The organism is Methylobacterium tarhaniae (assembly GCF_001043955.1).
Classification (GTDB): Bacteria; Pseudomonadota; Alphaproteobacteria; order Rhizobiales; family Beijerinckiaceae; genus Methylobacterium; species Methylobacterium tarhaniae.
The window spans coordinates 14,845-38,605 of the sequence record NZ_LABZ01000201.1; the positions used below are offsets into that span (position 1 = coordinate 14,845).

The following is a 23,761-nucleotide window of genomic DNA, read 5'->3' on the forward strand; positions in this document are numbered from 1 at the left end:
TCCCGGCGGGCGGGCGCGGGGGCTTGATCGAAGCCGCGCCTCGCCGTACCGGTTTTTCGAAACACGGTCTCCGGACCTGAAGCGGGAGAGAGGCGCATGAGCGCGGCGCGGGACGTCTACATCTGCGACTACGTACGCACGCCGATCGGCCGCTACGGCGGTGCGCTCGCCAAGGTGCGGGCGGACGACCTCGCGGCCATGCCGCTGGCCGAGCTCGCGCGGCGTAACCCGGCCCTGAAGGGGGCGGTCGAGGAGGTCTTCCTCGGCTGCGCCAACCAGGCCGGCGAGGACAACCGCAACGTCGCCCGCATGGCCCTGCTGCTCGCCGGCTATCCCGAGCGGGTGCCGGGCCTCACCCTCAACCGGCTCTGCGCCTCGGGTCTCGACGCGGTCGGGGCGGCGGCGCGGGCGATCCGGGCCGGCGACATCGATCTGGCGGTGGCCGGCGGCGTCGAATCGATGACCCGGGCGCCCTTCGTGATGGGCAAGAGCGAGGGCGCGTTCCAGCGCCAAGCCGAGATCCACGACACCACGATCGGCTGGCGCTTCATCAACCCGGTGCTCAAGCACCAGTACGGCGTCGATTCGATGCCGGAGACCGCCGAGAACGTCGCCGAGGATTACCAGGTCGGCCGCGAGGACCAGGACGCCTTCGCGCTGCGCTCGCAGCAGCGGGCGACGCGGGCGCAGGGAGACGGCACCTTCGCGGCCGAGATCGTCGCGGTCGAGATCCCCGACCGCAAGGGCGGCCACGTCAAGGTCGAACGGGACGAGCATCCCCGGGCCGACACCACGGCGGAGGGGCTCGCCAAGCTCAAGCCCTTCGTGAGGAAGGACGGCACGGTGACCGCCGGCAACGCCTCGGGCGTGAACGACGGCGCCGCCGCCCTGGTGCTGGCGACGCGGGAGGCGGCGGAGCGCCACGGCTTCACTCCCATCGCCCGGGTCCTCGGCCTCGCCTCGGCGGGCGTGCCGCCGCGGGTGATGGGCATCGGCCCGATCCCGGCCGTCGAGACGCTCTGCGCGCGCCTGGGCCTGAAGCCGTCCGACTTCGACGCGGTCGAGCTCAACGAGGCCTTCGCCTCGCAGGCGCTGGCCTGCCTGCGCGGCCTCGGCCTGCCCGACGACGCCGACCACGTGAACCCGAATGGCGGCGCCATCGCCCTCGGCCATCCCCTCGGCATGTCGGGCGCCCGCATCGCCGGCAGCGTCGCGCTCCAGCTCGGCCGGAGCGGCGGCCGGCTCGGCCTCGCGACGATGTGCGTCGGCGTCGGCCAGGGCGTGGCCCTCGCGGTCGAGCGGGTCGGCTGATCGGGACACCACCGGTTGCGGAGCGGGGCGGAGTCCCCGCTCCGCCCCGGATGGAATCGGGACGGGATCTCGAATTCGGGGACGAGCGTCTCATCGTGCCGCACTGCACCATGGCGGGGCCGCGTGGCATGGTTTAAGTATGAACCAGTCTCGCCCTTCCTCCGGAACCGCGCGGACGATGCGCCCGCCCTCGCGGGACGGATCCCGCGGCGCAAACGATCCCATGACCCGCCACGCTTCAGCCACCGGCCCCGTGCTCCCGCCGTCCGATCGCGGCCGCCGTATCGCCCCTTCGCCCCGGTGAGGCCCACCATGCCCAGCAAGACCGGGTCGCGCCCGGACGCGGAAGCCTCCCCGAATGCCGCCGAATCCGACGGCGCCGAGACCGGCGACGCGGAGGCGGACTTCCTGACGGTGCTCGGCCAGCGCGTCCGCACCATGCGCTCGGTGCGGGCGATGTCGCGCAAGGTCCTGTCGCAGACCTCCGGCCTGTCCGAGCGCTACATCGCCCAGCTCGAAGGCGGGCAGGGCAACGTCTCGATCATCCTGCTGCGCCGGGTGGCCCTCGCCATGGGGGTGCGGCTCGAAGACCTGATCGCCACGGTCGAGAGCCCGCCGGACTGGCCGGTGGTGCGCGACCTCCTGGAGAAGGCCGGGGCGGAGCAGATCGCCGAGGCCAAGCGCATCCTCTCGGGCGCGGCGGCCCCCGGGGAGGGCCCGACGCAGCGCGTGGCGCTCATCGGCCTGCGCGGCGCCGGCAAGTCGACCCTCGGGCGCATCCTCGCCGAGCGGATGGGCTGGACCTTCGTCGAGCTCAACCGCGAGATCGAGCGCGAGAACGGCCTCTCGGTGGCGGAGATCTTCGCGATCTACGGCCAGGAGACCTATCGCCGCCTGGAGCAGGGGGCGCTGCGGCGCCTCGCCGAGCGGCCGGGCCCGATGGTGCTGGCGACCGGCGGCGGCATCGTCGCCGAGCCCGTCACCTTCGACCTGCTGCTCTCGTCGTTCTTCACCGTCTGGCTCAAGGCGCGGCCCGAGGAGCACATCCACCGGGTGCGCGAGCAGGCCGCCAAGGGCCTCGCCCAGGCCCGGATGCCCGACAGCGACAACGCCCTGCGGGAGATCCGGGCGGTGCTGATGAGCCGCGAGCCGCTCTATGCCCGCGCTCGCGCGGTGATCGACACCGCCGACCACACCGTGGCCGAAACCGCCGCCGAGCTGACCGGCCTGGTCGAGGGCTATCTCGGGGCCGCGCGGCGCGGGGCCTGAGGCCCGGGCGCCACAGGGGGCCGGGCTCGCGCGAGAATCTCCGGCGCGGCCGAGGACCGCACGCATTCTGGCCGCAAATGAGTCGGCAGGCTCATCGGGTCATCATCTGGAAACACGTGGGAGCCGAGGAGCACGATGGAGAGTTCGAACCGGGCCGAGAGCTACGACGCGGCGCCAGGCAGCGCGACGGGACGGGTGGTCGAGGCGGCGCATTTCTCCGCCATCCGCAGCGTCCGCACCGAGGCCGAGGCGCTCCTGACCCTCGCCCGTGCCCTCGACCAGGAGCTGAAGGCCGGGTTCGGCGCCGCCGTCGCGGCGATCCACGACATCCCGGGCCGGGTGATCGTGTCGGGCATCGGCAAGAGCGGCCATATCGGGCGCAAGATCGCCTCGACGCTCGCCTCCACCGGAACGCCGGCCGCCTTCATCCACCCGAGCGAGGCCAGCCACGGCGACCTCGGGATGATCACCCAGCAGGACATCGTCATCGCCCTGTCGTGGTCGGGCGAGACGACGGAACTCGGCGACCTCATCAGCTTCTCCAAGCGCTTCGCCGTGACGCTGATCGGCATGACCTCGAAACCGGGCAGCACGCTCGGCCAGGCCGCGGACATCCTGCTGCCGCTGCCCCTGGTGAAGGAGGCCTGCCCGCACAACCTCGCGCCGACCTCGTCGAGCGTGATCCAGCTCGCGCTCGGCGACGCGCTCGCGGTGGCCCTGCTGGAGCGCCGCGGCTTCTCGGCCAGCGACTTCAAGGTCTTCCATCCGGGCGGCAAGCTGGCGGCCCGGCTCAAGACCGTGGCCCAGTTGATGCACTCCGGCGAGGAGATGCCGCTGGTGCCCCGCGGCATCCGGGTCTCGGAGGCCTTGATCGCCGTGATGGGCAAGCGCTTCGGCTGCGCCGGCGTCGTCGACGATGACGGCCAGCTCGTCGGGATGATCACCGACGGCGACGTGCGCCGCCACATGAGCACCGGCGCCGCCCACAGCGACCTCCTCGCCCGCCGGGTCGAGGAGATCATGACGCCGTCGCCGATCACCACCACCCCCAGCACCTTCGCCAGCGCCGTCGTGGAGCTGATGAACCGCAGCCGGATCACCGCCCTGTTCGCGGTGGAGAGCGGGCGCCCGATCGGCATCCTGCACATCCACGACATCCTGCGGGCGGGGGTGGTGTGAGGGCGGCTCGCCTGCCGTCTGCCCGGGATTACCGCCCGGGCAGGCTTGAGAGCGCCCGCATGCCGACCCAGCCCCAATATACCTGGTGATGGGCGATGAGCCCACCCGAGACGTCGATCATCTCCATGAGGTCGATCTGGTCGCCGTCGGGCGTTTCGCGCGGGTATTCCCAGGCCAGCTGGTGTCCCCGCGTGAAGACGACGCCGGTGCGGTACCAGCGGCCAAGTCCGTTCTGCGGTGACTGGAACCCGCGCGCGAAGAAGTCTCGAATCGCAGGCTTGCCCGTCAGCACCCCGGCACAGCCCTCCGGCTGGGACGCCCAGACCAGCGGGCTCTCGAAGACGGCGTCGTCGGCGTAGAGCGCCATCAACCCGTCGATATCGCGACGCACGACCGTGTCGTGCCACTGCTCGTGGATATGGCGGAAGGCGGCGTCCAGGCTCATGGTCGATCCTCGCCGGCGCGATCGGTGGCCGGTGCCGGATACTACCCATGCGCCCCCCGCGCATGGTTCGGCGCCGACCGAACCGTTCAGTACGGCACGCCGCTCCCTCTCTTCTCCCGCAGCGCCTCGGCGTACCAGACCAGCTCGTCGAGGAACCGTCCCGTCGGGCGCTCCAACCACGGCTGGAGCGGCCGCCCGTCCTCGTCCAGGGCCTTCTGCACCTCCGGGATCGGCAGCAGCGACGGGATGCTCGGGGTGCCGAGTTCGCCCAGCATGGCGCGCAGCTGCATCGCCGCCCGCACGCCGCCGTAGCGGCCGGCCGAGTAGCAGACGATGGCCGAGGGCCGCCAGAAATACTCCTCCAGGAAATAGTCGAGGGTGTTCGACAGGGCCGGCGGGATGCTGTGGTTGTACTCCGCCGAGACCACCACGAGCCCGTCGGCGCGGCGGTAGAGGGCGGCGAGCCGCTCCAGGGCCTCGGGCGCCTCGCCCTTCGGGTATTCCTTGTACATCCGCGTCAGCAGCGGCAGGCCGAGTTCCGCCGGATCGACCAGCGGCGCCTCGTGGCCGCGGGATTCGAGGGCCTCGACCAGGTAGCGGGCGGCGCGCAGGCCGTTGCGCCCCTGGCGCACCGAGCCGAGGATGACCGGGAACACGAGCGACATGGCAGACTCCGGAACGAGGACCGCCCGGAGATCCTAACCCAGCCTGCCGGGCTGCGAAGCCCCGGCGCTCCTCAGCCCGCCCGCACCGAGGTGACGTAGTCGCGGACCTCGCCCTCGAGATGCCCGGCCTGGCGCGACAAGGCGGAGGCCGAGGCCAGCATCCGTTCGGCGGCGTGGCCGGTCTCGCCCGCGATGACGGCGACGGCACCGATCGTCTCGCGCACCGCGCCGGTTCCGGCCGCGGCCTCGCCGACATTGCGGATGATCGCCTGCGTCGCCGCCCCCTGCTGCTCCACCGCCGCGGCGATCGTCCCCGTCACGGTGCTGATCTCGCGGATGCGCCCGTCGATCGTCCCGATGGCGCCGACAGCCTGCTCGGTCGAGCGCTGGATCCGCCCGATCTGCCCGGTGATCTCCTCGGTGGCCTTGGCGGTCTGGCCGGCCAGCTCCTTGACCTCCGCGGCGACCACCGCGAAGCCGCGGCCGGCCGCACCCGCGCGGGCGGCCTCGATGGTGGCATTGAGCGCCAGCAGGTTGGTCTGGCTGGCGATCGACGAGATCAGCCCGACCACGTCGCCGATCCGCGTCGCGGCCTCGCTGAGGTCGCGAACCAGCTCGGCGGTGCGGGCGGCCTCGCCCACTGCCGCCTCGGCGCGCTCGGCCGACGCGTCGACCTGCCGGCCGATCTCGGCCACCGAGGCGCCGAGATCCGTCACCGCGCGGGCGACGAAGTCGACCGCCTCGGCCGCGCTCGTGGCGGCGCCCGCCACCGCGTTCGCCTTGTCGGCGTTGCGGGCGGCCGCCGCCGAGAGGGAATCGGCGGAGGCCTGGAGGTCGCCCGCCGCCCGCGAGACCTCGCCGACGATGCCGCCGACCGCGACCTCGAACCCGTCGGCGAGCTGGCGCGTCGCAGCCCGGCGGGCCCGCTCGGCCTCACCCTCGGCGCTGCTCCGCTCGGTCTCGAGCCGGCGCAGGCGCTCGATCTGGGCTGCGGCCGCCTCGGCGCTGTCGAGGGCCGAGCAGGCGAGCGCGACGCGGTGCGCGACCCACATCAGAACACCCGTCTCGATCAGCACGATCGCCGCATGGAGCAGCACCCGGGCGATGTCGCCGGTGGCGCTGCCCGGGAAGACCAGGGCCGGCACGGTCAGGCTGAGGACGAGGTGGTGGAGCGCCGTCGCGCCCGCCGCCGCCAGCAGCACCCGCCAGTCGCACCAGCCGACCAGAACCGCCAGGCAGGCGAAGAAGTACATATGGGTGTCGGCCTGCCAGGGATGGCCATCGAGGGCGGCGAGCAGCAGGGCCGGCATGCCGATCAGGGCGACGCCGCTGGTCAGCCGGGTCGGCAGGCCGATCGGGTCGCGCCACCACAGAAGCGTAGCGGCCAGGGCGAGCAGGCAGGCGCCGACGAGGGAGCCGGGTTCGAGCCCGCCGACCAGGATTTGCGTGACGGCCAGCACCGGCAGATGCAGCCAGAGGAGCGTCACCAGGACGCGCGCGAAGGCGCGCCGGAGCGTGTCGATGTTCGTCATCGCGAGGGCAGGTCCGTCGGGGGCGGCGAGAAGGAAGGCGCGCAGGAGCCGGCCAGTGCCGGATGCACGACGAGCCAGGCCCCGGCGGCGTAGAGGCGGCGGGCGAAGCCCGGCTCGTCCGAGGCGGCGATCAACAGGGAGTCGAAGCGGCCGGCCCGCAGGAGGACGCCCCCGGCGGCCGCGACGATGCGGGCGGTTCCCGCCGCTCCGGACCCGGGGGGCCCGAGCACGGCGACGGGGCCGGAGCGGGGGGTGAGCGCGGCGAGGACGGGGACCAGCAGCGCCAGGCCTAGGATGCCGGCGGCGGTCAGGGGCGAGAGCGGCCGTCGGTCGGGGCGCATATCGGTTCATCTGCTCTCTCGGGAAGCGGATAACGGGTACGGCCGACAACCTGACGAACGGTAAAGCCGGGCGCGGGAAGATCGCGCCCGGCGGATCCTTCTCACATCATCCCGAGCATCCGCGGCAGCCAGAGCGAGATCGCCGGGACGTAGGTGACGACGACCAGGAAGATCAGCATGGTCAGCAGCCAGGGCCAGACCGCGATGGTCAGCTCGGTGATGCCCATGCGGGTGATGCCCGACGCCACGTAGAGGTTGAGGCCGACCGGCGGGTGGCACATCCCCACCTCCATGTTGACCACGATCAGGATGCCGAAATGCACCGGATCGATGCCGAGCTTGGCGGCGATCGGGAACAGGATCGGCGCCATGATCAGCACGATGGAGGAGGGCTCCATCACGTTGCCGGCGATGAGCAGCAGGAGGTTGACGATCAGCAGGAACACCACCCAGTTCAGGCCGGCCCCGGTGATCCAGCTCGCCATCGCCTGCGGGATCTGCTCGCTCGTCATCAGGAACGAGAACAGCACCGCGTTGGTGATGATGTAGAGCAGCATCGCGCTCATGTTGGCCGAGTCGAGCAGCACCCGGGGCACGTCGCGCCAGGTGAGATCCCGATAGACGAACAGCGCGATCACGAAGGCGTAGACGGCGCTGACGGCGGCGGCCTCGGTCGGCGTGAAGGCGCCGCTATAGATGCCCCCCAGCACCAGCACGATCAGCAGGAGGCCCCAGACCGACTTGCGGAACGCCACCCAGCGCTCGTGCCAGCTGGCCTTGGGCATCCGCGGATAGCCGAACTTTCGCGCCCGGTACCAGGTGGTGAGGCCGAGAAGCGCGGCCAGCATCAGGCCCGGGATGACGCCGGCGACGAACAGGGTCGAGATCGAGGCCGAGGAGACGCGCTGCCCGTCCGGCCCGGTCACCACCGCGCCGCTCGTCGCCACCGAGTACATCACCATCACGATCGAGGGCGGGATCAGGATGCCGAGCGCGCCGGAGGTGGTGATGACCCCGGCACCGAAGCGCTTGGGGAATCCCTGCGCCACCATGGCGGGCAGGATGATCGAGCCGATCGCCACCACGGTGGCCGGGCTCGAGCCCGAGATGGCGGCGAACAGCGCGCAGGCCATCACGCCGGCGAGCCCCAAGCCCCCGTGCCAGTGGCCGACCATCGACGTGGCGAAGTTGATCATCCGCCGGGCGACGCCGCCATGGGTGAGGAAGTTGCCCGACAGGATGAAGAACGGGATCGCCATGATCTCGAAGTTCTCGATCCCGGTGAACAGCTTGAGCGCCACCGCCTCGATCGGCACGGTGGTCATGGTGAACAGGAAGGTGAGGACCGAGAGGCCGAGCGCGATCGAGATCGGCATCCCGGTGAGCATCAGGGCGATGAGCAGCCCGAAGATGATGGCGGCGTTCATCGCGCAGATCCTCCGGTGCGGGACTCGTTGGCCAGTTCCTGCCCAAGGTCTTCGGCGGCGTGCGGGCTCTCGACCACGCCCTCGACATGGCCGGGATCGTGGTGGGGCAGTTCCCCGGTGCGCCAGAAGCTCCAGGCCACCTGCAGGAAGCGGAAGCACATCAGGTAGGAGCCGAGCGGGATCGCCAGGTAGACGAGCCAGCTCGGGATCTCGAGGTCGGGCGTGGTCTGGTCGGTGTCGACGAGGCCGTAGACGAAGCGTGCGCCCATCGTGCCGACGATGACCGTGAACAGGGCGCCGCAGAGCAGGCCGAACAGCACGACCCGGCTGCGCCAGGCGGGGGGAAGCTGGTTCACCGCCACGTCGACGCCGACATGGATGCCGGTGCGCACGCCGTAGGCCGCGCCGAACTTCGCCATCCAGACGAACATGTAGATGCACAGCTCCTGGGCCCAGGAGAGGTGGATCGCGGTCGTGACCGGGTAGAGCAGGTCGATGCCCGACGCGTAGCGGTGGACGACGGCGACGAAGATCAGGAGCGTCGCGCCCGCCATCAGGCTCGCGATCAGGATCTCCTCGAGGCGGTCGAGGATGCGCAAGGGGTGCATGGGATCTCCCAGGGGCGGGCGGCGAGGCGCGTCAGGGCGTGTCGGCGTCGGGCCGAAGGTCGGCGTCGGGCAAGGCGTCCGGCCAGGCGAAGCGGATGTTGCGGTCGCGCAGGCCCGCGAGCACGACCTCGACGCCGCCCGACTTGACCATCCATTCGAGGCGATGGTCGCGGTATTCGCGCCGGCGCCCGCCGGTGGTGTAGAGGTCGGCGGCCTCGGCCATCCGGGCCGCCGCCGCGTCGAATTCACGGAACGTCTCCGCCACGGAGGGCCGCTCGCGCATCCTCGCGTGCCAGCGCGCAAGGGGGCTGCCTCCCGGCGGGCCGAGCCCGTAATGGACCGAGCGGTTGACCATCGGGGCGACCGCCGCATCCGCCCAGCCGAAGGACGCGCCCCCGAACCACTCCGCCGCCCCGAGACGCCCCGTCAGCCAGTCCTGCAGGATCTTCGTCTGCGCCGCGGCTTGCGCCCGCAGGTGGTCGGCGAGACTCCCGGTGGCCCGGCGGAACCACAGGATCTCGCCGAAGCCCCAGTTCACCGCCTCGTACTGGGTGTCGCAGACCTCCTCGGTCATGCGGGCCTGGGCGCGGGCGGCCGGGTCCCGCGGCAGCAGCGGCGGCTCGGGCCAGCGTTCCTCGATGTATTCGAGGATCACGGTCGATTCGAAGATGCTCACGCCGCCATCGACCAGCACCGGCACCTCGGTGCGCGGATTGGCAGCTGCGAAGGCGCCGTCGCTCCGGCCGGTACCGAAGGTCTCCGGCAACTCGGCGGTGAAGGCGATGCCCTTCTCGCGCAGGGCGATCTTGACCTTCTGCGCATAGGACGAGAGCGGGTGCTCGTAGAGCAGCATGGCGATGGCCCCCCCGGAACCGTCTTGTTTGCCGCATCCTTGCACGCGCCGACGCGTCACGGGAACCCGACGATGGTTGGTGGAGGCTCGCCGCGGCGCATCCTCCCCCGCCTCACGACAGGGCTGGCTGGCGCTATGCGCGGCGGCATATGACGCGACGGCCTGACCTGCCGGCTGCAACGAGCGAAGGACACCCGCCATGCGTCACACCCGCGCCCTCTGGGCCGCCTGCCTCCTTCTCCTCGCCGCTCCGGCCTCGGCCGCGGATCCCACGACGGTGTTCGCGGCGGCGAGCCTGAAGAACGCCCTCGACGAGGCCGGCAAGGCCTTCACGGCCGAGAGCGGGATCCCGGTCAGGGCGAGCTACGCCGCCTCCTCGGCGCTGGCGCGCCAGATCGAGCAGGGCGCGCCCGCCGACCTCTTCGCCTCGGCCGACCTCGACTGGATGGACTATCTCGCCGCCCGCAAGCTGATCCGGCCCGAGACCCGGGTGAACCTCCTCGCCAACCGCCTGGTCGTGGTGGCGCCGAAGGACGCGCGGGTGGGGGAGGCGGCGTTCACGCCGGACTGGTTCGCCCGGGCCCTCGGTCCCGGCGGGCGGCTCGCCACCGGGGAGGTCTCTTCGGTGCCGATCGGCAAGTACGCCAAGGCGGCGTTCGAGAAGCTGGGGCTGTGGGCGCAGGTGCAGCCGCGGCTCGCCCAGGCCGACAACGTGCGAGCGGCGCTGGCGCTGGTCTCGCGCGGCGAGGCGCCGCTCGGCGTGGTCTACGAGAGCGACGCCAAGTCAGATCCGGGGGTGAAGGTGGTGGGGGTGTTTCCGGCCGACAGCCATCCGCCGGTTGTCTATCCCTTCGCGGTGACGGCGGAGGCCAAGGGCGAGGGCGGCGCGCGCTTCCTCGCCTATCTGAGGGGCAAGGCCGCCCGGCGCTTCTTCGAGGCGCCGGGCTTCACGATGATCGGGGAGGGGGCGTCGCAATAGGGTGCCCCGCCCGCATCAGGCGAGCTGGAAGCCGAAGGCGAGGGGGTCGCGCTCGTCGACCAGGATGGTGTTGTGCCCGATCACCCGGGCCCAGCCGCCGATGCTCGGGCGGATGGCGGCGCGCCCGCCGACCTCCGCTTCGCTCTCCACCCGGCCGTGGAACAGCGTGCCGATGATGCTCTCGTGCACGAAGTCGTCGCCCACCGTCAGCAGCCCCTTGGCGACGCGCTGCGCCATGCGGGCGGAGGTACCGGTGCCGCAGGGCGAGCGGTCGATGCCCTTAGTCCCGTAGAATACCGCGTTGCGGGCATGCGCCTGCGGGTGCTTCGGGCGGTCGGCCCAGAGCACGTGGCTCACGCCGTGGATGCGCGGATCCTCCGGATGGACCGGCGCCACCGCCCGCTGCACTGCCTCGCGCACCCGGGGGCTCAGGGTCAGGATCTCGGCGGAGGTCATGCCGTCGAGGCCGGCCCAGCCGGGTTGCGGCTCGACGATGGCGTAGAAGTTGCCCCCGTAGGACACGTCGACGGTGAGGCGCCCGAGGCCCGGCACCTCGACCTCGACGTCGGCGGCGTGCAGGTAGCTCGGGATGTTGTAGAGCCGGACCTCGTCGACGAAGCGGCCGTTGCGGCGATACTCGACCTCGACCTTGCCGGCCGGAACCTCGAGGGCGAGGCGCCCCTCCTGGCGGGGCACCACGAAGCCCTGCTCCAAGGCTACCGTGACGGTGCCGATCGTGCCGTGGCCACACATCGGCAGGCACCCCGAGACCTCGATGAACAGCACGCCGAGCTCGCAATCCTCCCGCGACGGCGGGTAGAGGATCGAGCCGGACATCGCGTCGTGGCCGCGCGGCTCGAACATCAGGGCCCGGCGCACCCAATCGTGCTCGGCGACGAAGATCTGCCGCTTCTCGCCCATCGACACGTTGGGCAGGACCGGCGCCCCGCCGGCGACCACCCGCACCGGGTTGCCGCAGGTATGGGCGTCGACGCAGAGGAAGGTGTGCGGATGCATGGCGGGAAGGGCCTCAGGGAGATGCGCGGTCGTCCCTTCGTCGCAGAAATCGCCGCACCGTCAAAGGGCGCCGGAGGCGCGATCACGGTCGAGGACCGGCGTCTCATCCCGCTCCCCCGCCGGGCCAGATGACGCGCCGGCAGACGCGCGACCTTAGGCAACCCGGCGATGCTTCCGGCGTTCTCGGCTTCGTGGCGCGGCCCGGCGACGGGCCCGCGCGTTTGCGGCCGTCGAGAGGAGGTTGCCGATGATGGACAATATCGTTCAGGGGTTCACGCAGTTCCGCGAGCAGGTGTTTCCGAGCCAGCGCTCCGTCTATCAGCGCCTCGTTCATGACGGCCAGAAACCGAAGGCCCTGGTGATCTCCTGCGCCGATTCCCGCGTCGTGCCCGAACTGATCACCCAGGCGGGTCCGGGCGAATTGTTCGTCACCCGCAACGTCGGCAACATCGTGCCGCCCTTCGCCACCATGCTGGGCGGCGTGACGGCGGCGGTCGAGTACGCGGTGATGGCGCTCGGCGTGCGCGACATCGTGGTCTGCGGCCACTCCGATTGCGGCGCCATGAAGGGCCTGCTCACGCCGGGCCTCGCCGAGAAGATGCCGAACGTGGGCGCCTGGCTGCGCCACGGCGAGGCCGCCCGCAAGATCGTCTGCGACGCCTATCCGGACGACATCGACGACAAGCGCCGCCTGCACGCCCTCGCCATGGAGAACGTGCTGGTGCAGCTCAACCACCTGCGCACCCACCCGGCGGTGGCGAGCGCGCTCGCCGCGGGCCAGCTCACCCTGCACGGCTGGCTGTTCGAGATCGAGACCGGTCACCTGCTGGTCTATGACGGCGAGGTCGGCCGCTTCGTGGTCCTCGCCGAGGAGGACGACCTTCCGGTGGCACAGGCCTCCGCGTCGCCGCGCCTCGCCGCGGCCGGCGTGGGCGTGCCGGAGGTCCGGGCGGCCGAGTAGCGGGTGGCGAGTCGCGGATGGATTGACAGGCGGGAAGCGGCGGGTGAGGACCCCCGGCATGGCCGAACTCCGACCCGACCGCTCCCGCGACGCCGCCTTCGCGTGGATCGCCGCCGCCGCCACCCTGGCGACGATTCTCGTGGCCCACGTCGCGCCGGCCCGCGGGCCGGCGCCGCAGCCGATCGCCCTGTCGCCCGCCGAGGATCCCGGCTGCCGCGAATGGACCGATTCCTGCCGCGTCTGCACCCGCGACGCCGACGGGGTCCATTGCTCCACTCCCGGCTTCGCCTGCCAGCGCGAGGCCCTGCGCTGCTCCGCCCGCTGAGCGGGCCCCCGCGGCGCGGCGAACCGGATCGCCTCCGGCTTCCCGGCATCGCGCAGAATCTCGGGGCGCAGGATCTCGGGGCGCAGGATCTCGGGCCCCGTCGCGAAGCCCGGGAACACCAAAAGAATCGATCGGAATTTATTCCCGATACCCGTCTTGTGGTCCCAGCCCGTTCGCCTCGCGCAGGAAGGCGGGGTGGCGCGCCGCCCCGCCTTCCTGCGGCTTTCGGGCGTTACGCGCCCTCGCGGCCGTAGACGTCCTCGATGCGGATGATGTCGTCCTCGCCGGTATAGCTGCCGACCTGGACCTCGATCAGCTCGAGCGGGATCTTGCCCGGATTGGCCAGACGGTGCACGCAGCCGATCGGCAGGTAGGCCGCCTCGTTCTCGTGCACGAGGCGCACCACTCCGTCCACCGTCACCTCGGCGGTGCCGCGCACCACCACCCAGTGCTCGGCCCGGTGATGGTGCTTCTGCAGCGACAGCCGCCCGCCCGGCTTCACGGTGATCCGCTTCACCTGGAAGCGTCCGCCGATGTCGATGCGCTGGTAGGAGCCCCAGGGCCGGTACATCAGCCGGTGGGCATCCGCCTCGGGCTCGCTCCGCCGGCGCAGGCCCTCGACCAGGCCCTTCACCTCGCCCGCGGCGGTGCGGCTCGTCACCAGCACCGCGTCGTCCGTCGTCACCACCACCACGTCGTCGAGGCCGACCACCGTGGTCAGGATCTCGCCGGTGGAATGGACCAGGCTGTTGCGGGTGTTGCGCAAGGCCACCCGGCCGCGCAGGGCGTTGCCCTCGGCGTCCCGTGCGGCGATGTCCCACAGGGCGCCCCAGGTGCCGATATCCGACCACGGGAAGCTCACCGGCAGGACGCCGGCCCGCTCGGTCCGTTCCATCACCGCGTAGTCGATCGAGATCTGCGGCGCCTTCCCGAAGGCCTCCGCGCCGAGGCGCACGAAGTCGAGGTCGCGCGCGGCCGTCGCGAGCGCCGCGCTGGCGGCGGCGAGCACCTCCGGCGCATGGACCTCGAGCTCGTCCAGCATCACGTCGGCGCGGAACAGGAAGTAGCCGCCGTTCCACAATGCGCCCTCGTCGATGAGGCCGGCGGCGCGGGACGCATCCGGCTTCTCGAGGAAGCGCGCGACGGCGCGGGCGCCGGACGCACCCGCTTCGCCGGGCAGGGCGCCGCCCGGCTGGATGTAGCCGTAGGCGGTGGAGGGCTGGGTCGGCGCGATGCCGAGCGTCATGATGTGGCCGGCCCGGGCCCCGGCCCGGGCGGCCCGGGCGGCAGCGACGAAGCCAGCCTCGTCGCCGATCGCGTGGTCGGCGGGTAGGATCAGCACCAGGGCTTGCGGGTCGCGGGCGGCGGCGTGGAGCGCCGCCACGGCGACGGCCGGGGCGGAGTCGCGCCGGCACGGCTCCAGCAGGATGTCGGCCCCGATCCCGCCCTGGGCGAGCTGCTCGGCGACGAGGAAGCGGGCGTCGTTGGCGGTGATCACCGCCGGCCGAGCGAAGGTGGCGTCGGACAGCCGCGCGGCGGTGGCCTGGAACGACGAGCGCCCGGGCTCGGCGAGGGGAATGAACTGCTTGGGAAAGCTCTCGCGGGAGGCCGGCCACAGCCGCGTCCCCGATCCGCCGCACAGGATCACCGGGTGGATCAAGTCACCAGCATCGGACATGGTCGGGCTCCGGGCCGCGCGGCCCGGAGGGCTGCGCGGAAAAGGGATGTCTATCGACGGGGGATGTAGTCGAAAGGGAGGCTCGGCACAAAGGCGATGTCGCAGAGATCGGTTCGCGACGGCATTCGGACGTTCTTCCGGTCGTGATCCGGAGACCGGACGACGGACCGATCGGACGTCCTCCGGGCGCCACGGGCCGCCGAGTTTGGCACGGTGATCGAGGGATCGAAAGAGGACGTGTCCCGCCGCTCGCGGCACTTCCGGCGACGCCCCGGCACGGGCTCGCCTCGCAAGGGCTGGCGGAGGCGAAGGGCGGCCGTGTCGTCATCGGTCCGGCGGCGGGACCGCCGCATCGCTGCCATGCCCCGGCCCACCTTGTTGGTGCGCACCGCCTCCGGCACTGATCGGAACCGTACCGGCCTCTCAGGATCATCATGGCGAGCAGCGCAAGCGGCGGGGCGACCCCGGTCCCCGTCGAGACCACACGGGCCGAGCCGGGCTGGGCCGGGCCCGGCTTCGTCGAGTTCGTGGCCCTGATGGCCCTGATGATGGGCCTGACCGCGGTCACCATCGACAGCTTCCTGCCAGCCTTCCCGGCGATCCAGCGCGACTTCGCGGTCGAGGATCCCAACCGGCTGCAGCTGCTGGTCTACGTCTACATGCTGGGCTTCGGCACCGCCCAGCTCTTCTACGGCCCGATCTCGGACGGGACCGGGCGGCGCCCGGCCCTGATCGCCGGCATCGGCATCTACCTCGCCGGCAGCGTGCTCGCCATGCTGGCGCCGAGCTTCGAGGTGCTGCTCCTCGCCCGCGCCATCCAGGGCATCGGGGGGGCGGCGGGCCGGGTGCTGGCGGTGGCGATCGTGCGCGACCGCTATGAGGGGCGCGACATGGCCCGGGTGATGTCGTTCTGCATGATGGTCTTCCTCATCGTGCCGATCCTCGCCCCCTCGATGGGCGGAGCCGTCCTTCTCGCCGGCAGCTGGCGCCTGATCTTCGGCATGATGCTGGTGCTGGCGCTCGTCACCCTGGCCTGGTTCGGCACGCGCCTGCCCGAGACCCTGCACCCGGCCTTCCGCCGGCCGGTCTCGGCCCGGGCGATCGGGTCGGGCATCGCCGTCACGGTGCGGACGCGGGCGTCCTTCGGCTACGCCACGGCGCTCGGGCTCACCACCGGCTGCATCATGGCCTATGTCGGCTCGGCGCAAGGCGTCTTCGACACCGGCCTCTACCATCTCGGGCCGCTGTTCCCGGTCGCCTTCGCGCTGATCGCCGGGGCGATGGGCGTCGCGACGCTGATCAACGCGCGCCTGGTGCGCCGCCTCGGCATGCGGCGGCTGGCCCATGCGGGCATGCTCGGCCTGTTTCTCGCCGCCTGCCTCCAGCTCGCGCTGATCCTGGCCTTCGCGGGCAAGCCGCCCCTGTGGCTCCTGATCGCCACCCTGGCGGCGTGCCAATTCCTGATGAGCTTCGCGATGCCGAACTTCAACGCCCTGGCGATGGAGCCGCTGGCGGCGATCGCCGGCACCGCCTCGTCCTTCATCGGCTTCTACACCACGCTGCTCGCGGCCTTCTGCGGCCTCCTCGTCGGCCAGTCCTTCGACGGCACCGTCACCCCGCTCGCGCTCGGCTACTGGGTCTTGAGCGGCCTCGGCCTCGCGACGGTCCTGTGGACCGAGCGCGGCCGGCTGTTCGGCAGCGGGGGCCGGTAGAGCACCCTTAACCCCTCGCGGACCACCGTCCCCGCATCACGACGAGGAGTCTCGGGATGGGTGCGCGCAACGACGGAATCCTGCTCGCCGGGCGGCTGCTCCTGGCCTCCGCCCTGCTGCCGGCGGCGATCGGGCGGGCGCTCAATCCGTCGGGGTTCGCCCTGACGCTCGCGGCGACCGGCATGCCCTACCCGAACGCCGTCGCCACCGCCTCGGTGGTGATCGGGCTGTTCGGGCCGCTGCTCCTCGCGCTCGGGCTGCTGCCGCGCCTCGTCGGCCTGGGCCTCGCCGTCCACGCGGTGGTGGCGGGGCTGCTGCTGCACCGGTTCTGGGACTTCTCCGGCGCCGTCGCCCGGGTCGAGCAGGAGCTGTTCCTGGCCCAACTCGGCCTCGCCGCCGGCTTCGTGCTCTACGCCGTCACCGGCCCGGGCGGCTGGAGCTGGCAGGGCTGGTGGCGGAAAGGCGAGTGGGATGCGGGCGAGCGCGCCCGAGGCGCCGAGCCGGCGCGCGCACCAGCCGCCCCCGCCGCGAAGGCGCCCCGCAAGCGCGCCGCCGCGCCGCGCACCCCCCGTCCGGCCAAGGCCGCGGCTTGAACGACGGCCCCCGGGGATGCCGCCCGCGTCAGGCGGACATCCACCGGCTCTGGGCGGCGACCTGCGGTTCCGGGTAGCGCGTGGTGATGTCGCAGGCGACCCCGATCAGCCGGCCGCCGCCTCCCGGCATCCGGACCATGCTGCCGCGGGCCGAGAGCCAGCGCAGCCGCCCCTCGTGGTCGATGATGCGGTACTGGGCGTCATAGGCCGACTCGCCCCGCAGGGCCGGCTCGAGGCTGGCGAGGACGCGCGGGAGATCCTCCGGCAGGATCATCGCCAGGAACTCGTCGAGCGGTCCGGTCGTCGCGCCCATCAGGCGGTCGCCGATCTCGGAGCAGGTGACCTGCCGGGTGAGCGGATCGACGTCCCAGGCCATCATCTCCGCCGCCTCCATGGCGAGGCGCAGCCGCTCCTCGCTGGTGCGCAGGGCCTCGGCGGCGCGGACCTGCTCGTCGATGTCGGCCATGGTGCCGACCCACTCGCGGATCGTGCCGTCGGGGCTCTCGAGCGGCACGGCGCGGCCGAGCATCCAGCGATACTGGCCGCCGCGGTGGCGCACCCGGTAGGTCGTGTCGAGCGGGGTGCCGCTCTGGCAGCAGGCTCGCCACAGGGCCTCGGTGGCCGCACGGTCGTCCGGGTGCAGCGCGTCGAGCCAGCCGAAGCCCTGAAGCTCGGAATCGCACAGACCGGTGCGGGCGCTCAGGCCGAAGGTCTGGGCCAGGCTGCCGTCCGGGCCCGAGCGCCATTCCACCGCCGCGCTCGCCTCGACCAGGGCACGGTAGCGCTGCTCGCTCTCCTGCAGGCCGTCCGCCGGTTCCTGCGGGCCGGAGACCGGCGGCGCACTCGCCGTCGGCGCGATCTGCCGGAAACTCGGCTCGTAGCGGCCGAGCGGCAGGTCGATGCGCACGTCGAGGGGGCAGGTGGGGTCGGCGTAGATCTGCTGCAGCACCTGGCGCAGGCGCCGGGCCTCGACGCGCACGATGGCGTCCGTCGCCGGATCGAAGCTGGTCGAACGGCCGAGGGCGTCGGTCGCGATGGTGTAGGACTTGAGCAGGCTGCCGCGTCCGGCCAGGCTCTCGTGCACCACGTAGGACAGGAAGGCCGAGAGTTGCGGCGACTTCTTCAGCGGCGGCAGGTTCAGCAAGACGTCCAGGGCAGCGTGGATGTTCTCGGTCCCGATCGCTTCCCGATCCATCGCTCGTTCCCGTCACGCTTCGCCCCGCAGCGGATCCCGTCGATCCCGCAACGCGACAGCGCTCCGTCCCGCCACGATTGAACCGTCAACCGATGATGCGAGCGCCCCTCGTCGTCCGATCCGCTACGCCGTAAGCTGATACGGCAGCAGCCCACAGTGTCAAGTCATAGACTGTGCCGTCCATCTTCCGCAAGGTCAACAACGGCAAATAGACCGACCATTCCGGCGCCCTGACGACAGACGACGGGGTCGGGCCGCTTGGCCGGGGACGACGAGGACGAGAGAACGACCGTGCCGCGCGACGATCGCATCGAGGCTATATTTCCGGATACCGACATCGGCCAGGTCTTCGTCCGCGCCGGCGCGCTGAGGAAGCCCGCCGGATCAGTCTGCCAGGAGCCGCGCCCCGACCACCGCGGCCGCGGCCCGGTTCTGCACCCCGAGGCTGCGCAGGAGAGCCGCCATGTGGACCTTCACGGTCCCCTCGCCGAGCTGGAGCCGGCGGGCGATCTCCTTGTTGGAGCGCCCCTCGACCAGGAGGGCCAGCACGTCGCGCTGGCGCGGCGTCAGGTCGGGGATGCGGGGCTGCCGTCCGTCCTGGCGCCCGTCGAGGCCCGCGGGCCGGATCTCGAGCGCCGGGCGCGGGCCGGCGCCGTCGAGCACCGCCAGGGACGCCGGCACGAAGATCTGGCCGTCGAGGATCATGCCCACCGCCCGGGTCAGCTCGGCCGAGCCGATCCCCTTCGGGATGTAGCCGTGGACGCCGACCTCGAGGGCGGTGAGGATCTTGTTGCGCTCGGTCGAGGCCGAGACCACCGCCACCTTGACGGACGGGAAGCACTCGCGCACCGCGCTCAAGCTCCCGGGGCCTTCCATGCCGGGCATCGCGAGATCGAACAGCGCCAGGGTCACGGCGCCCCGACGGTTGGAGAGCTGGTCGACGGCGGCGTCGAGGGAGCCGGTCTCGACGACCTCGACGAAGCCGAAGCTGCGGGTGAGGATCGCCACCACGGCGAGACGGAAGAAGTCGTCGTCATCCGCGATCAGGGCGACTGGCGGAGTCGATTGGGTCATACCGTGGCGTCTCTGGAAACCGTGCGTCCGGCAATCGTAGAGCAAGTCGGGGGCACGTGGGTACCCTCCCGCCACGGAATAACTGGCAATATCAACGACCTATCGCACGGTTCGCCATCGCCGCGAGAGTTGCGCGCGAAGACGGAGCCGGCTTCCCGTGCGCGAGGGCCGGACCGGCGGCCTGCGGCGCGTCACCGCACCGTCGTGCGGGATTTCTATCCTGGGAGCGGCCCGCGTTGAAGTGAATATCGCGGCCGGGACGCGAGACCGGTGGGCGGCGGCGGGGCGGCAGGGACCAGACGAGGAGCGGAGCGAGATGCGGAAGGCATCCGTGGGGGACAGGGGAGGACGTCTCACGGCCGTCCGGCGGCTTTGCGCCGGGCTCGCCTTCGTGGTCGCCGGCATGGCCGTCCCGGGATCCGGCCTTCCGGGCCCCACGCCCGCCGCAGCGGCGGAGCGCACCCGGCTCGTCGCCTATACCGCCCTCGAGGTCGAGCAGCTCGATCCGATGCGCCGGGCGATCGAGGCGGCGCTGCCGGAGGTCGAGATCGCCTGGCTGCGAGCCTCGACCGGGATCATCACCGACCGCCTGCTCGCCGAGCGGGACGCGCCGCAGGCCGACCTCCTGCTCGGGATCGCCGCCACCAGCCTCCTGCAGTTCGAGGCCGCCGGCCTCCTCGATCCCTATCGCCCCGCCGGCGTCGAGGCGCTGCGGCCGTTCTTCCGCGACCCGAGCCCGCCCTATAGCTGGACCGGCATGGACGCCTATCTCGGGGTGATCTGCTTCAACGTCGAGGTCGCGGCCCGGCACCGGATCACGCGCCCGAGCTTCTGGCGCGACCTGCTCGGCCCGGCCCTCAAGGGGCGGATCGTCATGCCCAACCCCGCGGCCTCCGGCACCGGCTACATGCTGGTCGCGGCCTGGCTGCAGACCCTCGGGGAGGAGGCGGGCTGGGCCTTCATGGATGCCCTGCACGAGAACGTCTCCGCCTACCTGCCCAGCGGCTCGGCCCCTTGCCAGGAGACCGCGTCCGGACGCCACGCCGTGGGCCTGTCCCTCGACATGCGGGCCGCGGCCGAGAAGGCGGCCGGCGCGCCCATCGACATCGTGGTGCCGGTCGACGGCACCGGCTGGGAGGCCGAGGGCTTCGCGGTCGTGGCCGGCCGGCCGCACCAGGCGCTCGCCCGGCGGGTGGCGGACTGGGCGGCGAGCCGCGAGGCCAACGCGCTCTATGCCCGCAGCTTCGCCATCGTGGCCTATCCGGGCGTCTCCAGCCCGGGGCCGCTCTACCCGCCTCACGCCGAGGCGCGGATGATCCGCAACGACCTCGACTGGATGGCCCGCAACCGGACCCGCATCCTGGCCGAATGGAACCGCCGCTACGGCGCCAAGGTCCGCGAGCGCTGAGGGCGGGCCCGGGCGCGGCCCCCGTGGACGGAGCCGGAGCGGTGACCTTTATTTTTCCATCCTGCGGTAGCAGACCGCCCCAGTAGCGGATCTCCCCGGCGGGACCGCGGGCAGGGAAGCGGATGTATCACGAGGGCAAGGACGGCTGGCTCTTCCTCACCGGAGGCACCAACGAGGTCGCGGACCAGTACCGGCGGATTCCCCCGATGGACCGGGTGCTGCGCCAGTGGCGCCGGCGGATCGTGCAGCGGGTCCGGCGCTGCCAGGGTCTCGGTGCCCGCTACCTGCACCTGGTGGTCCCCGAGAAGCTCAGCATCTACGAGGATCGCTTCGACGGCCTCGCCCTCGACCCGCGCCACGCGCCGGCCCGCCGCCTCGGCGCCCTGATGCGCTGGTCGTGGTCGGGGCGCCGGGCCTGGATCGATCTCCTCGGGCCGATGCGGGCGCATCGGGGCGGCCCGGACCTGCACTACCGCACCGACACGCACTGGAACATCCACGGCTGCCTCCTGGCCTACCGGATGGTCTGCCGGGCCTGCCGCGCCACGCCGCGCACCGACCTCCTGGAGCGGCCGTTCCACGAGTTCGAGGCCGTGCTCGATATCGGCAACAAGCTCGACGCGCAGCCTCTCGAGACCGTGCGCAACTACCAGCTCTTCCGGGATGCCGAGCGGGTCGGCGGCGGCGCGCTGATCGACGCCTATTCGGCCGCCGGGCGTCTCGGCGAGCTGCATGGCGGTGCCCACGCGGTCTACCGCAACCGCTCTCCGCAGGCCGACCCCCGCACCCTGGTGCTGTTTGGCGATTCCTGCGCCAACTTCGCCCCCAACGGCCTGACCGCGATGCTGGCCGAGACGTTTCGCGAGGTCCACTTCATCTGGTCGTCGAACCTCGACTGGGGCTATGTCGAGCGGATCCTGCCCGACATCGTGCTGTGCGAGCAGGTCGAGCGCTTCCTGCCCCGCGTGCCCGAGGACGATTTCGACCTCGCGGCCTTCGAGGCGGAGCGGCTGGCGGCGCTCGGGGTGGCGGCGTAGGGGCGCCGACATGGGCTGCGCCCACCTTCCCGGCTTGACGAAAAACTTGCATATGCCACTAATTATCCGTTGCCGGGCTGGCCGGCCGCGCTGACTCACGTGAAGGAGTGCCGCCCGATGGATGCGCGCACCCACCGCCTGCTCCACGCCCCGATCGGGCCGACGCTGCTGCGGCTCGCCGCGCCCAACGTCGTCGTGATGCTGGTCCAGGCCCTGGTCGGGCTGATCGAGACCGCCTTCGTCGCCGGGCTCGGCACCGATGCGCTCGCCGGCATGGCGTTGGTCTTCCCAGTGCTGATGCTGGTGCAGATGATCTCCGCCGGTGCCATGGGCGGCGGCATCCTGTCGGCGGTGGCCCGCAGCCTGGGGGCCGGGCGGCGCGCGGATGCGGACCGGCTGCCCTGGTACGCCGCCGCCATCGCCCTCGTCCTCGGCCTCCTCACCACGGGGCTCGACCTTGCCTTCGGGCCGGCGCTCTACCGCGCGATGGGCGGGGAGGGCGCCTCGCTCGAAGCGGCCACCACCTATGGCGGCGTGGTGTTCTGCGGCGCGGTGCTGGTCTGGCTGTTCAACGCGCTCGCGGCGGTGATCCGCGGCACCGGCAACATGGCGCTGCCGGCCATCGTCATCAGCGTGGGCGCGGCCCTGCTCGTGCCGCTCTCGCCGGCGCTGATCTACGGGTTCGGCCCGGTGCCGGGGCTCGGCATCGTCGGGGGCGGCGTCGCGGTGCTGGCCTACTACGCCGCCGGCACGGTGGTGTTCGCCCACCATCTCTGGGCCGGGCGCGGCCTGTTGCGGCCGAGCCCCCGCCCGCCGCGCCTCGCCTGGGCGCCCCTGCGCGACATCCTGCGGATCGGCGCCGTCTCGTCGATCGTCAGCGCCACCACCAACGTGACCATCGCCGCCGCCACCGCCTTCGCGGGGGCCGAGGGCCCGGCGGCGGTGGCGGGCTACGGCACCGGGGCGCGGCTCGAATACCTGCTGGTGCCCCTCGTCTTCGGCCTCGGCGCGCCGATCGGCGCGATGGTCGGCACCAGCATCGGCGCCGGCGACCGCGCCCGGGCGCTACGGGTGGCCTGGACCGGGGCGGCGATCGCGGGCGGGCTCACGGAGGCGATCGGCCTCGCCGCGGCCCTGTGGCCGCTGCCGTTCCTCGGCCTGTTCGGCCACGATCCGCAGATGCTTGCCACCGGCAGCCGCTACCTGCAGCTCGTCGGGCCGTTCTACGGCTTTGCCGGAATCGGCCTCGCCCTCTACTTCGCCTCGCAAGGGGCCGGCCGGGTCGGCTGGCCGCTGGTGGCGGGGCTCGCCCGCATGGCGGTCTCGGTCGGCGGCGGCGTCCTGGCGCTCCGCCTCGGCCTCGGGCTCGACGGGGTCTTCCTGGCGCTCGGCCTCGGGCTCGCCGCGCTCGGGCTCATCAATGCCGGCGCGGTCGCCGCCGGGATGTGGTTTCGCGGGGAGCGGACGCCGTCGCCCGCCCTCGTCACGGCGGGAGGGGAATAGGCGATGACGCGCGACTTGTACCTCGACGACCTGGAACCCGGACAGGTCTACGGCTCGGGCGAGACGACGGTGACCGAGGCCGACATCGTCGGCTTTGCGAGAAGCTTCGATCCGCAGCCCTTCCATCTCGACGCCGAGGAGGCCGCATCGACCTTCTTCGGCGGCCTCGCGGCGAGCGGCTGGCACACCGCGGCGCTGACCATGCGGCTCCTCGTCGGGAGCGAAATGCGGCTTGCCGGCGGGATCATCGGGGCCGGCATGGACGAGCTGCGCTGGCCCAAGCCCCTGCGCCCCGGCGACACGATCCGGCTCGAAAGCGAGGTGATCGAGGTGCGTCCCTCCCGCTCGCGGCCGAGCCAGGGCCTCGCCAAGGTGCGCACCACCACCCTGAACCAGCACGGCGAGCCGGTGCAGGTGCTCGTGGCCAACCTGCTGGTGGTGCGCCGCCCGGAGGGGTGATGGATCTCGCGACCGACGCAGCATCCCAACCCTCGGCCATGCCCCGGGAGCCGGCTTGGAGTTGGCAGGCCCGCTTCACAGTCTCCGCGCCATCCCGGGGCCGCGCAGCGGAACCCGGGATGGCGCGGAGAGATGGCGGCGCGTGCACCGGATCGATCGACGCAAACCGCCCGAACAGGCTCTCACGATG

At 72.1% G+C, this 23,761-nt stretch carries 23 protein-coding genes; 12 read left to right on the plus strand and 11 right to left on the minus strand.

What is annotated here, in order from left to right; all coding sequences use genetic code 11:
* Nucleotides 1-96 precede the first annotated feature (96 nt).
* The 3 genes from pcaF to VQ03_RS25015 all read left to right on the plus strand — a co-directional run bounded on the left by pcaF (nucleotide 97) and on the right by VQ03_RS25015 (nucleotide 3,759).
* On the plus strand, nucleotides 97-1,311 hold the full coding sequence (gene pcaF / locus VQ03_RS25005; RefSeq protein WP_048453614.1) for a 3-oxoadipyl-CoA thiolase: 1,215 nt from the start codon (nucleotides 97-99) through the stop codon (nucleotides 1,309-1,311).
* Between the two features lie 312 nt (nucleotides 1,312-1,623).
* Nucleotides 1,624-2,580: a helix-turn-helix transcriptional regulator gene (locus VQ03_RS25010; protein WP_048453615.1), complete on the plus strand. Its 957-nt coding sequence runs from the start codon at nucleotides 1,624-1,626 to the stop codon at nucleotides 2,578-2,580.
* Between the two features lie 135 nt (nucleotides 2,581-2,715).
* Nucleotides 2,716-3,759: a KpsF/GutQ family sugar-phosphate isomerase gene (locus tag VQ03_RS25015; RefSeq protein ID WP_048453616.1), complete on the plus strand. Its 1,044-nt coding sequence runs from the start codon at nucleotides 2,716-2,718 to the stop codon at nucleotides 3,757-3,759.
* Between the two features lie 28 nt (nucleotides 3,760-3,787).
* Here VQ03_RS25015 and VQ03_RS25020 read toward each other — a convergent pair whose 3' ends face one another.
* The 7 genes from VQ03_RS25020 to VQ03_RS25050 form a co-directional block, all read right to left on the minus strand.
* The gene (locus VQ03_RS25020) at nucleotides 3,788-4,204 is read right to left on the minus strand and encodes a nuclear transport factor 2 family protein (protein ID WP_048453617.1); all 417 of its coding nucleotides are present in this window, start codon (nucleotides 4,202-4,204) and stop codon (nucleotides 3,788-3,790) included.
* 86 nt (nucleotides 4,205-4,290) lie between these two features.
* Entirely contained in the window at nucleotides 4,291-4,869 is a 579-nt protein-coding gene (locus VQ03_RS25025; RefSeq protein ID WP_048453618.1) for an NADPH-dependent FMN reductase, read from the minus strand.
* A gap of 71 nt (nucleotides 4,870-4,940) precedes the next feature.
* Nucleotides 4,941-6,401, minus strand: coding sequence for a methyl-accepting chemotaxis protein (locus tag VQ03_RS25030; protein WP_048453619.1), 1,461 nt, complete (start codon nucleotides 6,399-6,401; stop codon nucleotides 4,941-4,943).
* Nucleotides 6,398-6,742 (minus strand): hypothetical protein, encoded by a 345-nt coding sequence (locus VQ03_RS25035; RefSeq protein WP_048453620.1) that lies wholly within the window; start codon nucleotides 6,740-6,742, stop codon nucleotides 6,398-6,400. Before VQ03_RS25035 ends, VQ03_RS25030 begins: the two co-directional genes overlap by 4 nt.
* A 101-nt stretch (nucleotides 6,743-6,843) precedes the next feature.
* Nucleotides 6,844-8,169, minus strand: coding sequence for a TRAP transporter large permease (locus VQ03_RS25040; protein ID WP_048453621.1), 1,326 nt, complete (start codon nucleotides 8,167-8,169; stop codon nucleotides 6,844-6,846).
* Nucleotides 8,166-8,777 (minus strand): TRAP transporter small permease, encoded by a 612-nt coding sequence (locus VQ03_RS25045; protein ID WP_048453622.1) that lies wholly within the window; start codon nucleotides 8,775-8,777, stop codon nucleotides 8,166-8,168. The genes VQ03_RS25040 and VQ03_RS25045 overlap by 4 nt, the downstream gene beginning before the upstream one ends.
* A 31-nt stretch (nucleotides 8,778-8,808) precedes the next feature.
* Nucleotides 8,809-9,630 (minus strand): glutathione S-transferase family protein, encoded by an 822-nt coding sequence (locus VQ03_RS25050; protein WP_048453623.1) that lies wholly within the window; start codon nucleotides 9,628-9,630, stop codon nucleotides 8,809-8,811.
* 199 nt (nucleotides 9,631-9,829) lie between these two features.
* Between VQ03_RS25050 and modA the strand changes: the two genes are divergently transcribed.
* Nucleotides 9,830-10,609, plus strand: a complete 780-nt coding sequence (modA, locus tag VQ03_RS25055; protein WP_048453624.1) for a molybdate ABC transporter substrate-binding protein — start codon at nucleotides 9,830-9,832, stop codon at nucleotides 10,607-10,609.
* A 15-nt stretch (nucleotides 10,610-10,624) separates the two neighbouring features.
* Here modA and VQ03_RS25060 read toward each other — a convergent pair whose 3' ends face one another.
* Complete coding sequence (locus tag VQ03_RS25060; RefSeq protein WP_048453625.1) at nucleotides 10,625-11,626, minus strand: 4-hydroxyproline epimerase; 1,002 nt, start codon at nucleotides 11,624-11,626, stop codon at nucleotides 10,625-10,627.
* Nucleotides 11,627-11,876: 250 nt separating this feature from the next.
* Between VQ03_RS25060 and VQ03_RS25065 the strand changes: the two genes are divergently transcribed.
* Together VQ03_RS25065 and VQ03_RS25070 are read left to right on the plus strand one after the other, a co-directional pair.
* A complete protein-coding gene (locus VQ03_RS25065) occupies nucleotides 11,877-12,587 on the plus strand; it encodes a carbonic anhydrase (RefSeq protein ID WP_048453647.1) in 711 nt (236 codons plus the stop codon).
* A 58-nt stretch (nucleotides 12,588-12,645) separates the two neighbouring features.
* Nucleotides 12,646-12,912, plus strand: a complete 267-nt coding sequence (locus VQ03_RS25070) for a hypothetical protein (protein ID WP_048453626.1) — start codon at nucleotides 12,646-12,648, stop codon at nucleotides 12,910-12,912.
* Nucleotides 12,913-13,144: 232 nt separating this feature from the next.
* On the opposite strand, the gene VQ03_RS25075 is transcribed toward VQ03_RS25070, so the two are convergent.
* A complete protein-coding gene (locus tag VQ03_RS25075) occupies nucleotides 13,145-14,590 on the minus strand; it encodes a mannose-1-phosphate guanylyltransferase/mannose-6-phosphate isomerase (RefSeq protein WP_048453627.1) in 1,446 nt (481 codons plus the stop codon).
* 434 nt (nucleotides 14,591-15,024) lie between these two features.
* On the opposite strand from VQ03_RS25075, the gene VQ03_RS25080 reads away from it, so the two are divergent.
* Together VQ03_RS25080 and VQ03_RS25085 are read left to right on the plus strand one after the other, a co-directional pair.
* The gene (locus VQ03_RS25080; RefSeq protein WP_048453628.1) at nucleotides 15,025-16,302 is read left to right on the plus strand and encodes a multidrug effflux MFS transporter; all 1,278 of its coding nucleotides are present in this window, start codon (nucleotides 15,025-15,027) and stop codon (nucleotides 16,300-16,302) included.
* A gap of 56 nt (nucleotides 16,303-16,358) precedes the next feature.
* Nucleotides 16,359-16,895 carry a DoxX family membrane protein gene (locus VQ03_RS25085; RefSeq protein ID WP_048453629.1) on the plus strand — a complete coding sequence of 179 codons (537 nt, stop codon included), beginning with the start codon at nucleotides 16,359-16,361 and terminating at the stop codon, nucleotides 16,893-16,895.
* Nucleotides 16,896-16,923: 28 nt separating this feature from the next.
* On the opposite strand, the gene VQ03_RS25090 is transcribed toward VQ03_RS25085, so the two are convergent.
* Together VQ03_RS25090 and VQ03_RS25095 are read right to left on the minus strand one after the other, a co-directional pair.
* A complete protein-coding gene (locus VQ03_RS25090; protein WP_048453630.1) occupies nucleotides 16,924-18,090 on the minus strand; it encodes a PAS domain-containing protein in 1,167 nt (388 codons plus the stop codon).
* 384 nt (nucleotides 18,091-18,474) lie between these two features.
* Nucleotides 18,475-19,164, minus strand: coding sequence for a response regulator (locus tag VQ03_RS25095; RefSeq protein ID WP_048453631.1), 690 nt, complete (start codon nucleotides 19,162-19,164; stop codon nucleotides 18,475-18,477).
* Nucleotides 19,165-19,480: 316 nt separating this feature from the next.
* On the opposite strand from VQ03_RS25095, the gene VQ03_RS25100 reads away from it, so the two are divergent.
* The 4 genes from VQ03_RS25100 (at nucleotide 19,481) to VQ03_RS25115 (ending at nucleotide 23,571) form a co-directional block, all read left to right on the plus strand.
* Entirely contained in the window at nucleotides 19,481-20,572 is a 1,092-nt protein-coding gene (locus tag VQ03_RS25100) for an extracellular solute-binding protein (protein WP_245292189.1), read from the plus strand.
* Nucleotides 20,573-20,694: 122 nt separating this feature from the next.
* Nucleotides 20,695-21,609: an alginate O-acetyltransferase AlgX-related protein gene (locus VQ03_RS25105; protein WP_048453632.1), complete on the plus strand. Its 915-nt coding sequence runs from the start codon at nucleotides 20,695-20,697 to the stop codon at nucleotides 21,607-21,609.
* Between the two features lie 117 nt (nucleotides 21,610-21,726).
* Nucleotides 21,727-23,112, plus strand: coding sequence for an MATE family efflux transporter (locus VQ03_RS25110; RefSeq protein WP_048453633.1), 1,386 nt, complete (start codon nucleotides 21,727-21,729; stop codon nucleotides 23,110-23,112).
* A gap of 3 nt (nucleotides 23,113-23,115) precedes the next feature.
* The gene (locus VQ03_RS25115; RefSeq protein ID WP_048453634.1) at nucleotides 23,116-23,571 is read left to right on the plus strand and encodes a MaoC family dehydratase; all 456 of its coding nucleotides are present in this window, start codon (nucleotides 23,116-23,118) and stop codon (nucleotides 23,569-23,571) included.
* Nucleotides 23,572-23,761 lie beyond the last annotated feature (190 nt).

What these genes read in the sequence shown, in the direction of transcription:
- VQ03_RS25090 (WP_048453630.1), bottom strand. Translation starts at nt 18,090, where the DNA reads ATGGATCGGGAAGCGATCGGGACCGAGAACATCCACGCTGCCCTGGAC.
- VQ03_RS25070 (WP_048453626.1), top strand. Translation starts at nt 12,646, where the DNA reads ATGGCCGAACTCCGACCCGACCGCTCCCGCGACGCCGCCTTCGCGTGG.
- VQ03_RS25100 (WP_245292189.1), top strand. Translation starts at nt 19,481, where the DNA reads ATGCGGAAGGCATCCGTGGGGGACAGGGGAGGACGTCTCACGGCCGTC.
- VQ03_RS25110 (WP_048453633.1), top strand. Translation starts at nt 21,727, where the DNA reads ATGGATGCGCGCACCCACCGCCTGCTCCACGCCCCGATCGGGCCGACG.
- VQ03_RS25035 (WP_048453620.1), bottom strand. Translation starts at nt 6,742, where the DNA reads ATGCGCCCCGACCGACGGCCGCTCTCGCCCCTGACCGCCGCCGGCATC.
- VQ03_RS25015 (WP_048453616.1), top strand. Translation starts at nt 2,716, where the DNA reads ATGGAGAGTTCGAACCGGGCCGAGAGCTACGACGCGGCGCCAGGCAGC.
- VQ03_RS25115 (WP_048453634.1), top strand. Translation starts at nt 23,116, where the DNA reads ATGACGCGCGACTTGTACCTCGACGACCTGGAACCCGGACAGGTCTAC.
- VQ03_RS25095 (WP_048453631.1), bottom strand. Translation starts at nt 19,164, where the DNA reads ATGACCCAATCGACTCCGCCAGTCGCCCTGATCGCGGATGACGACGAC.
- VQ03_RS25025 (WP_048453618.1), bottom strand. Translation starts at nt 4,869, where the DNA reads ATGTCGCTCGTGTTCCCGGTCATCCTCGGCTCGGTGCGCCAGGGGCGC.
- VQ03_RS25080 (WP_048453628.1), top strand. Translation starts at nt 15,025, where the DNA reads ATGGCGAGCAGCGCAAGCGGCGGGGCGACCCCGGTCCCCGTCGAGACC.
- VQ03_RS25105 (WP_048453632.1), top strand. Translation starts at nt 20,695, where the DNA reads ATGTATCACGAGGGCAAGGACGGCTGGCTCTTCCTCACCGGAGGCACC.
- VQ03_RS25030 (WP_048453619.1), bottom strand. Translation starts at nt 6,401, where the DNA reads ATGACGAACATCGACACGCTCCGGCGCGCCTTCGCGCGCGTCCTGGTG.
- VQ03_RS25045 (WP_048453622.1), bottom strand. Translation starts at nt 8,777, where the DNA reads ATGCACCCCTTGCGCATCCTCGACCGCCTCGAGGAGATCCTGATCGCG.
- VQ03_RS25060 (WP_048453625.1), bottom strand. Translation starts at nt 11,626, where the DNA reads ATGCATCCGCACACCTTCCTCTGCGTCGACGCCCATACCTGCGGCAAC.
- pcaF (WP_048453614.1), top strand. Translation starts at nt 97, where the DNA reads ATGAGCGCGGCGCGGGACGTCTACATCTGCGACTACGTACGCACGCCG.
- modA (WP_048453624.1), top strand. Translation starts at nt 9,830, where the DNA reads ATGCGTCACACCCGCGCCCTCTGGGCCGCCTGCCTCCTTCTCCTCGCC.
- VQ03_RS25085 (WP_048453629.1), top strand. Translation starts at nt 16,359, where the DNA reads ATGGGTGCGCGCAACGACGGAATCCTGCTCGCCGGGCGGCTGCTCCTG.
- VQ03_RS25075 (WP_048453627.1), bottom strand. Translation starts at nt 14,590, where the DNA reads ATGTCCGATGCTGGTGACTTGATCCACCCGGTGATCCTGTGCGGCGGA.
- VQ03_RS25065 (WP_048453647.1), top strand. Translation starts at nt 11,877, where the DNA reads ATGGACAATATCGTTCAGGGGTTCACGCAGTTCCGCGAGCAGGTGTTT.
- VQ03_RS25050 (WP_048453623.1), bottom strand. Translation starts at nt 9,630, where the DNA reads ATGCTGCTCTACGAGCACCCGCTCTCGTCCTATGCGCAGAAGGTCAAG.
- VQ03_RS25010 (WP_048453615.1), top strand. Translation starts at nt 1,624, where the DNA reads ATGCCCAGCAAGACCGGGTCGCGCCCGGACGCGGAAGCCTCCCCGAAT.
- VQ03_RS25020 (WP_048453617.1), bottom strand. Translation starts at nt 4,204, where the DNA reads ATGAGCCTGGACGCCGCCTTCCGCCATATCCACGAGCAGTGGCACGAC.
- VQ03_RS25040 (WP_048453621.1), bottom strand. Translation starts at nt 8,169, where the DNA reads ATGAACGCCGCCATCATCTTCGGGCTGCTCATCGCCCTGATGCTCACC.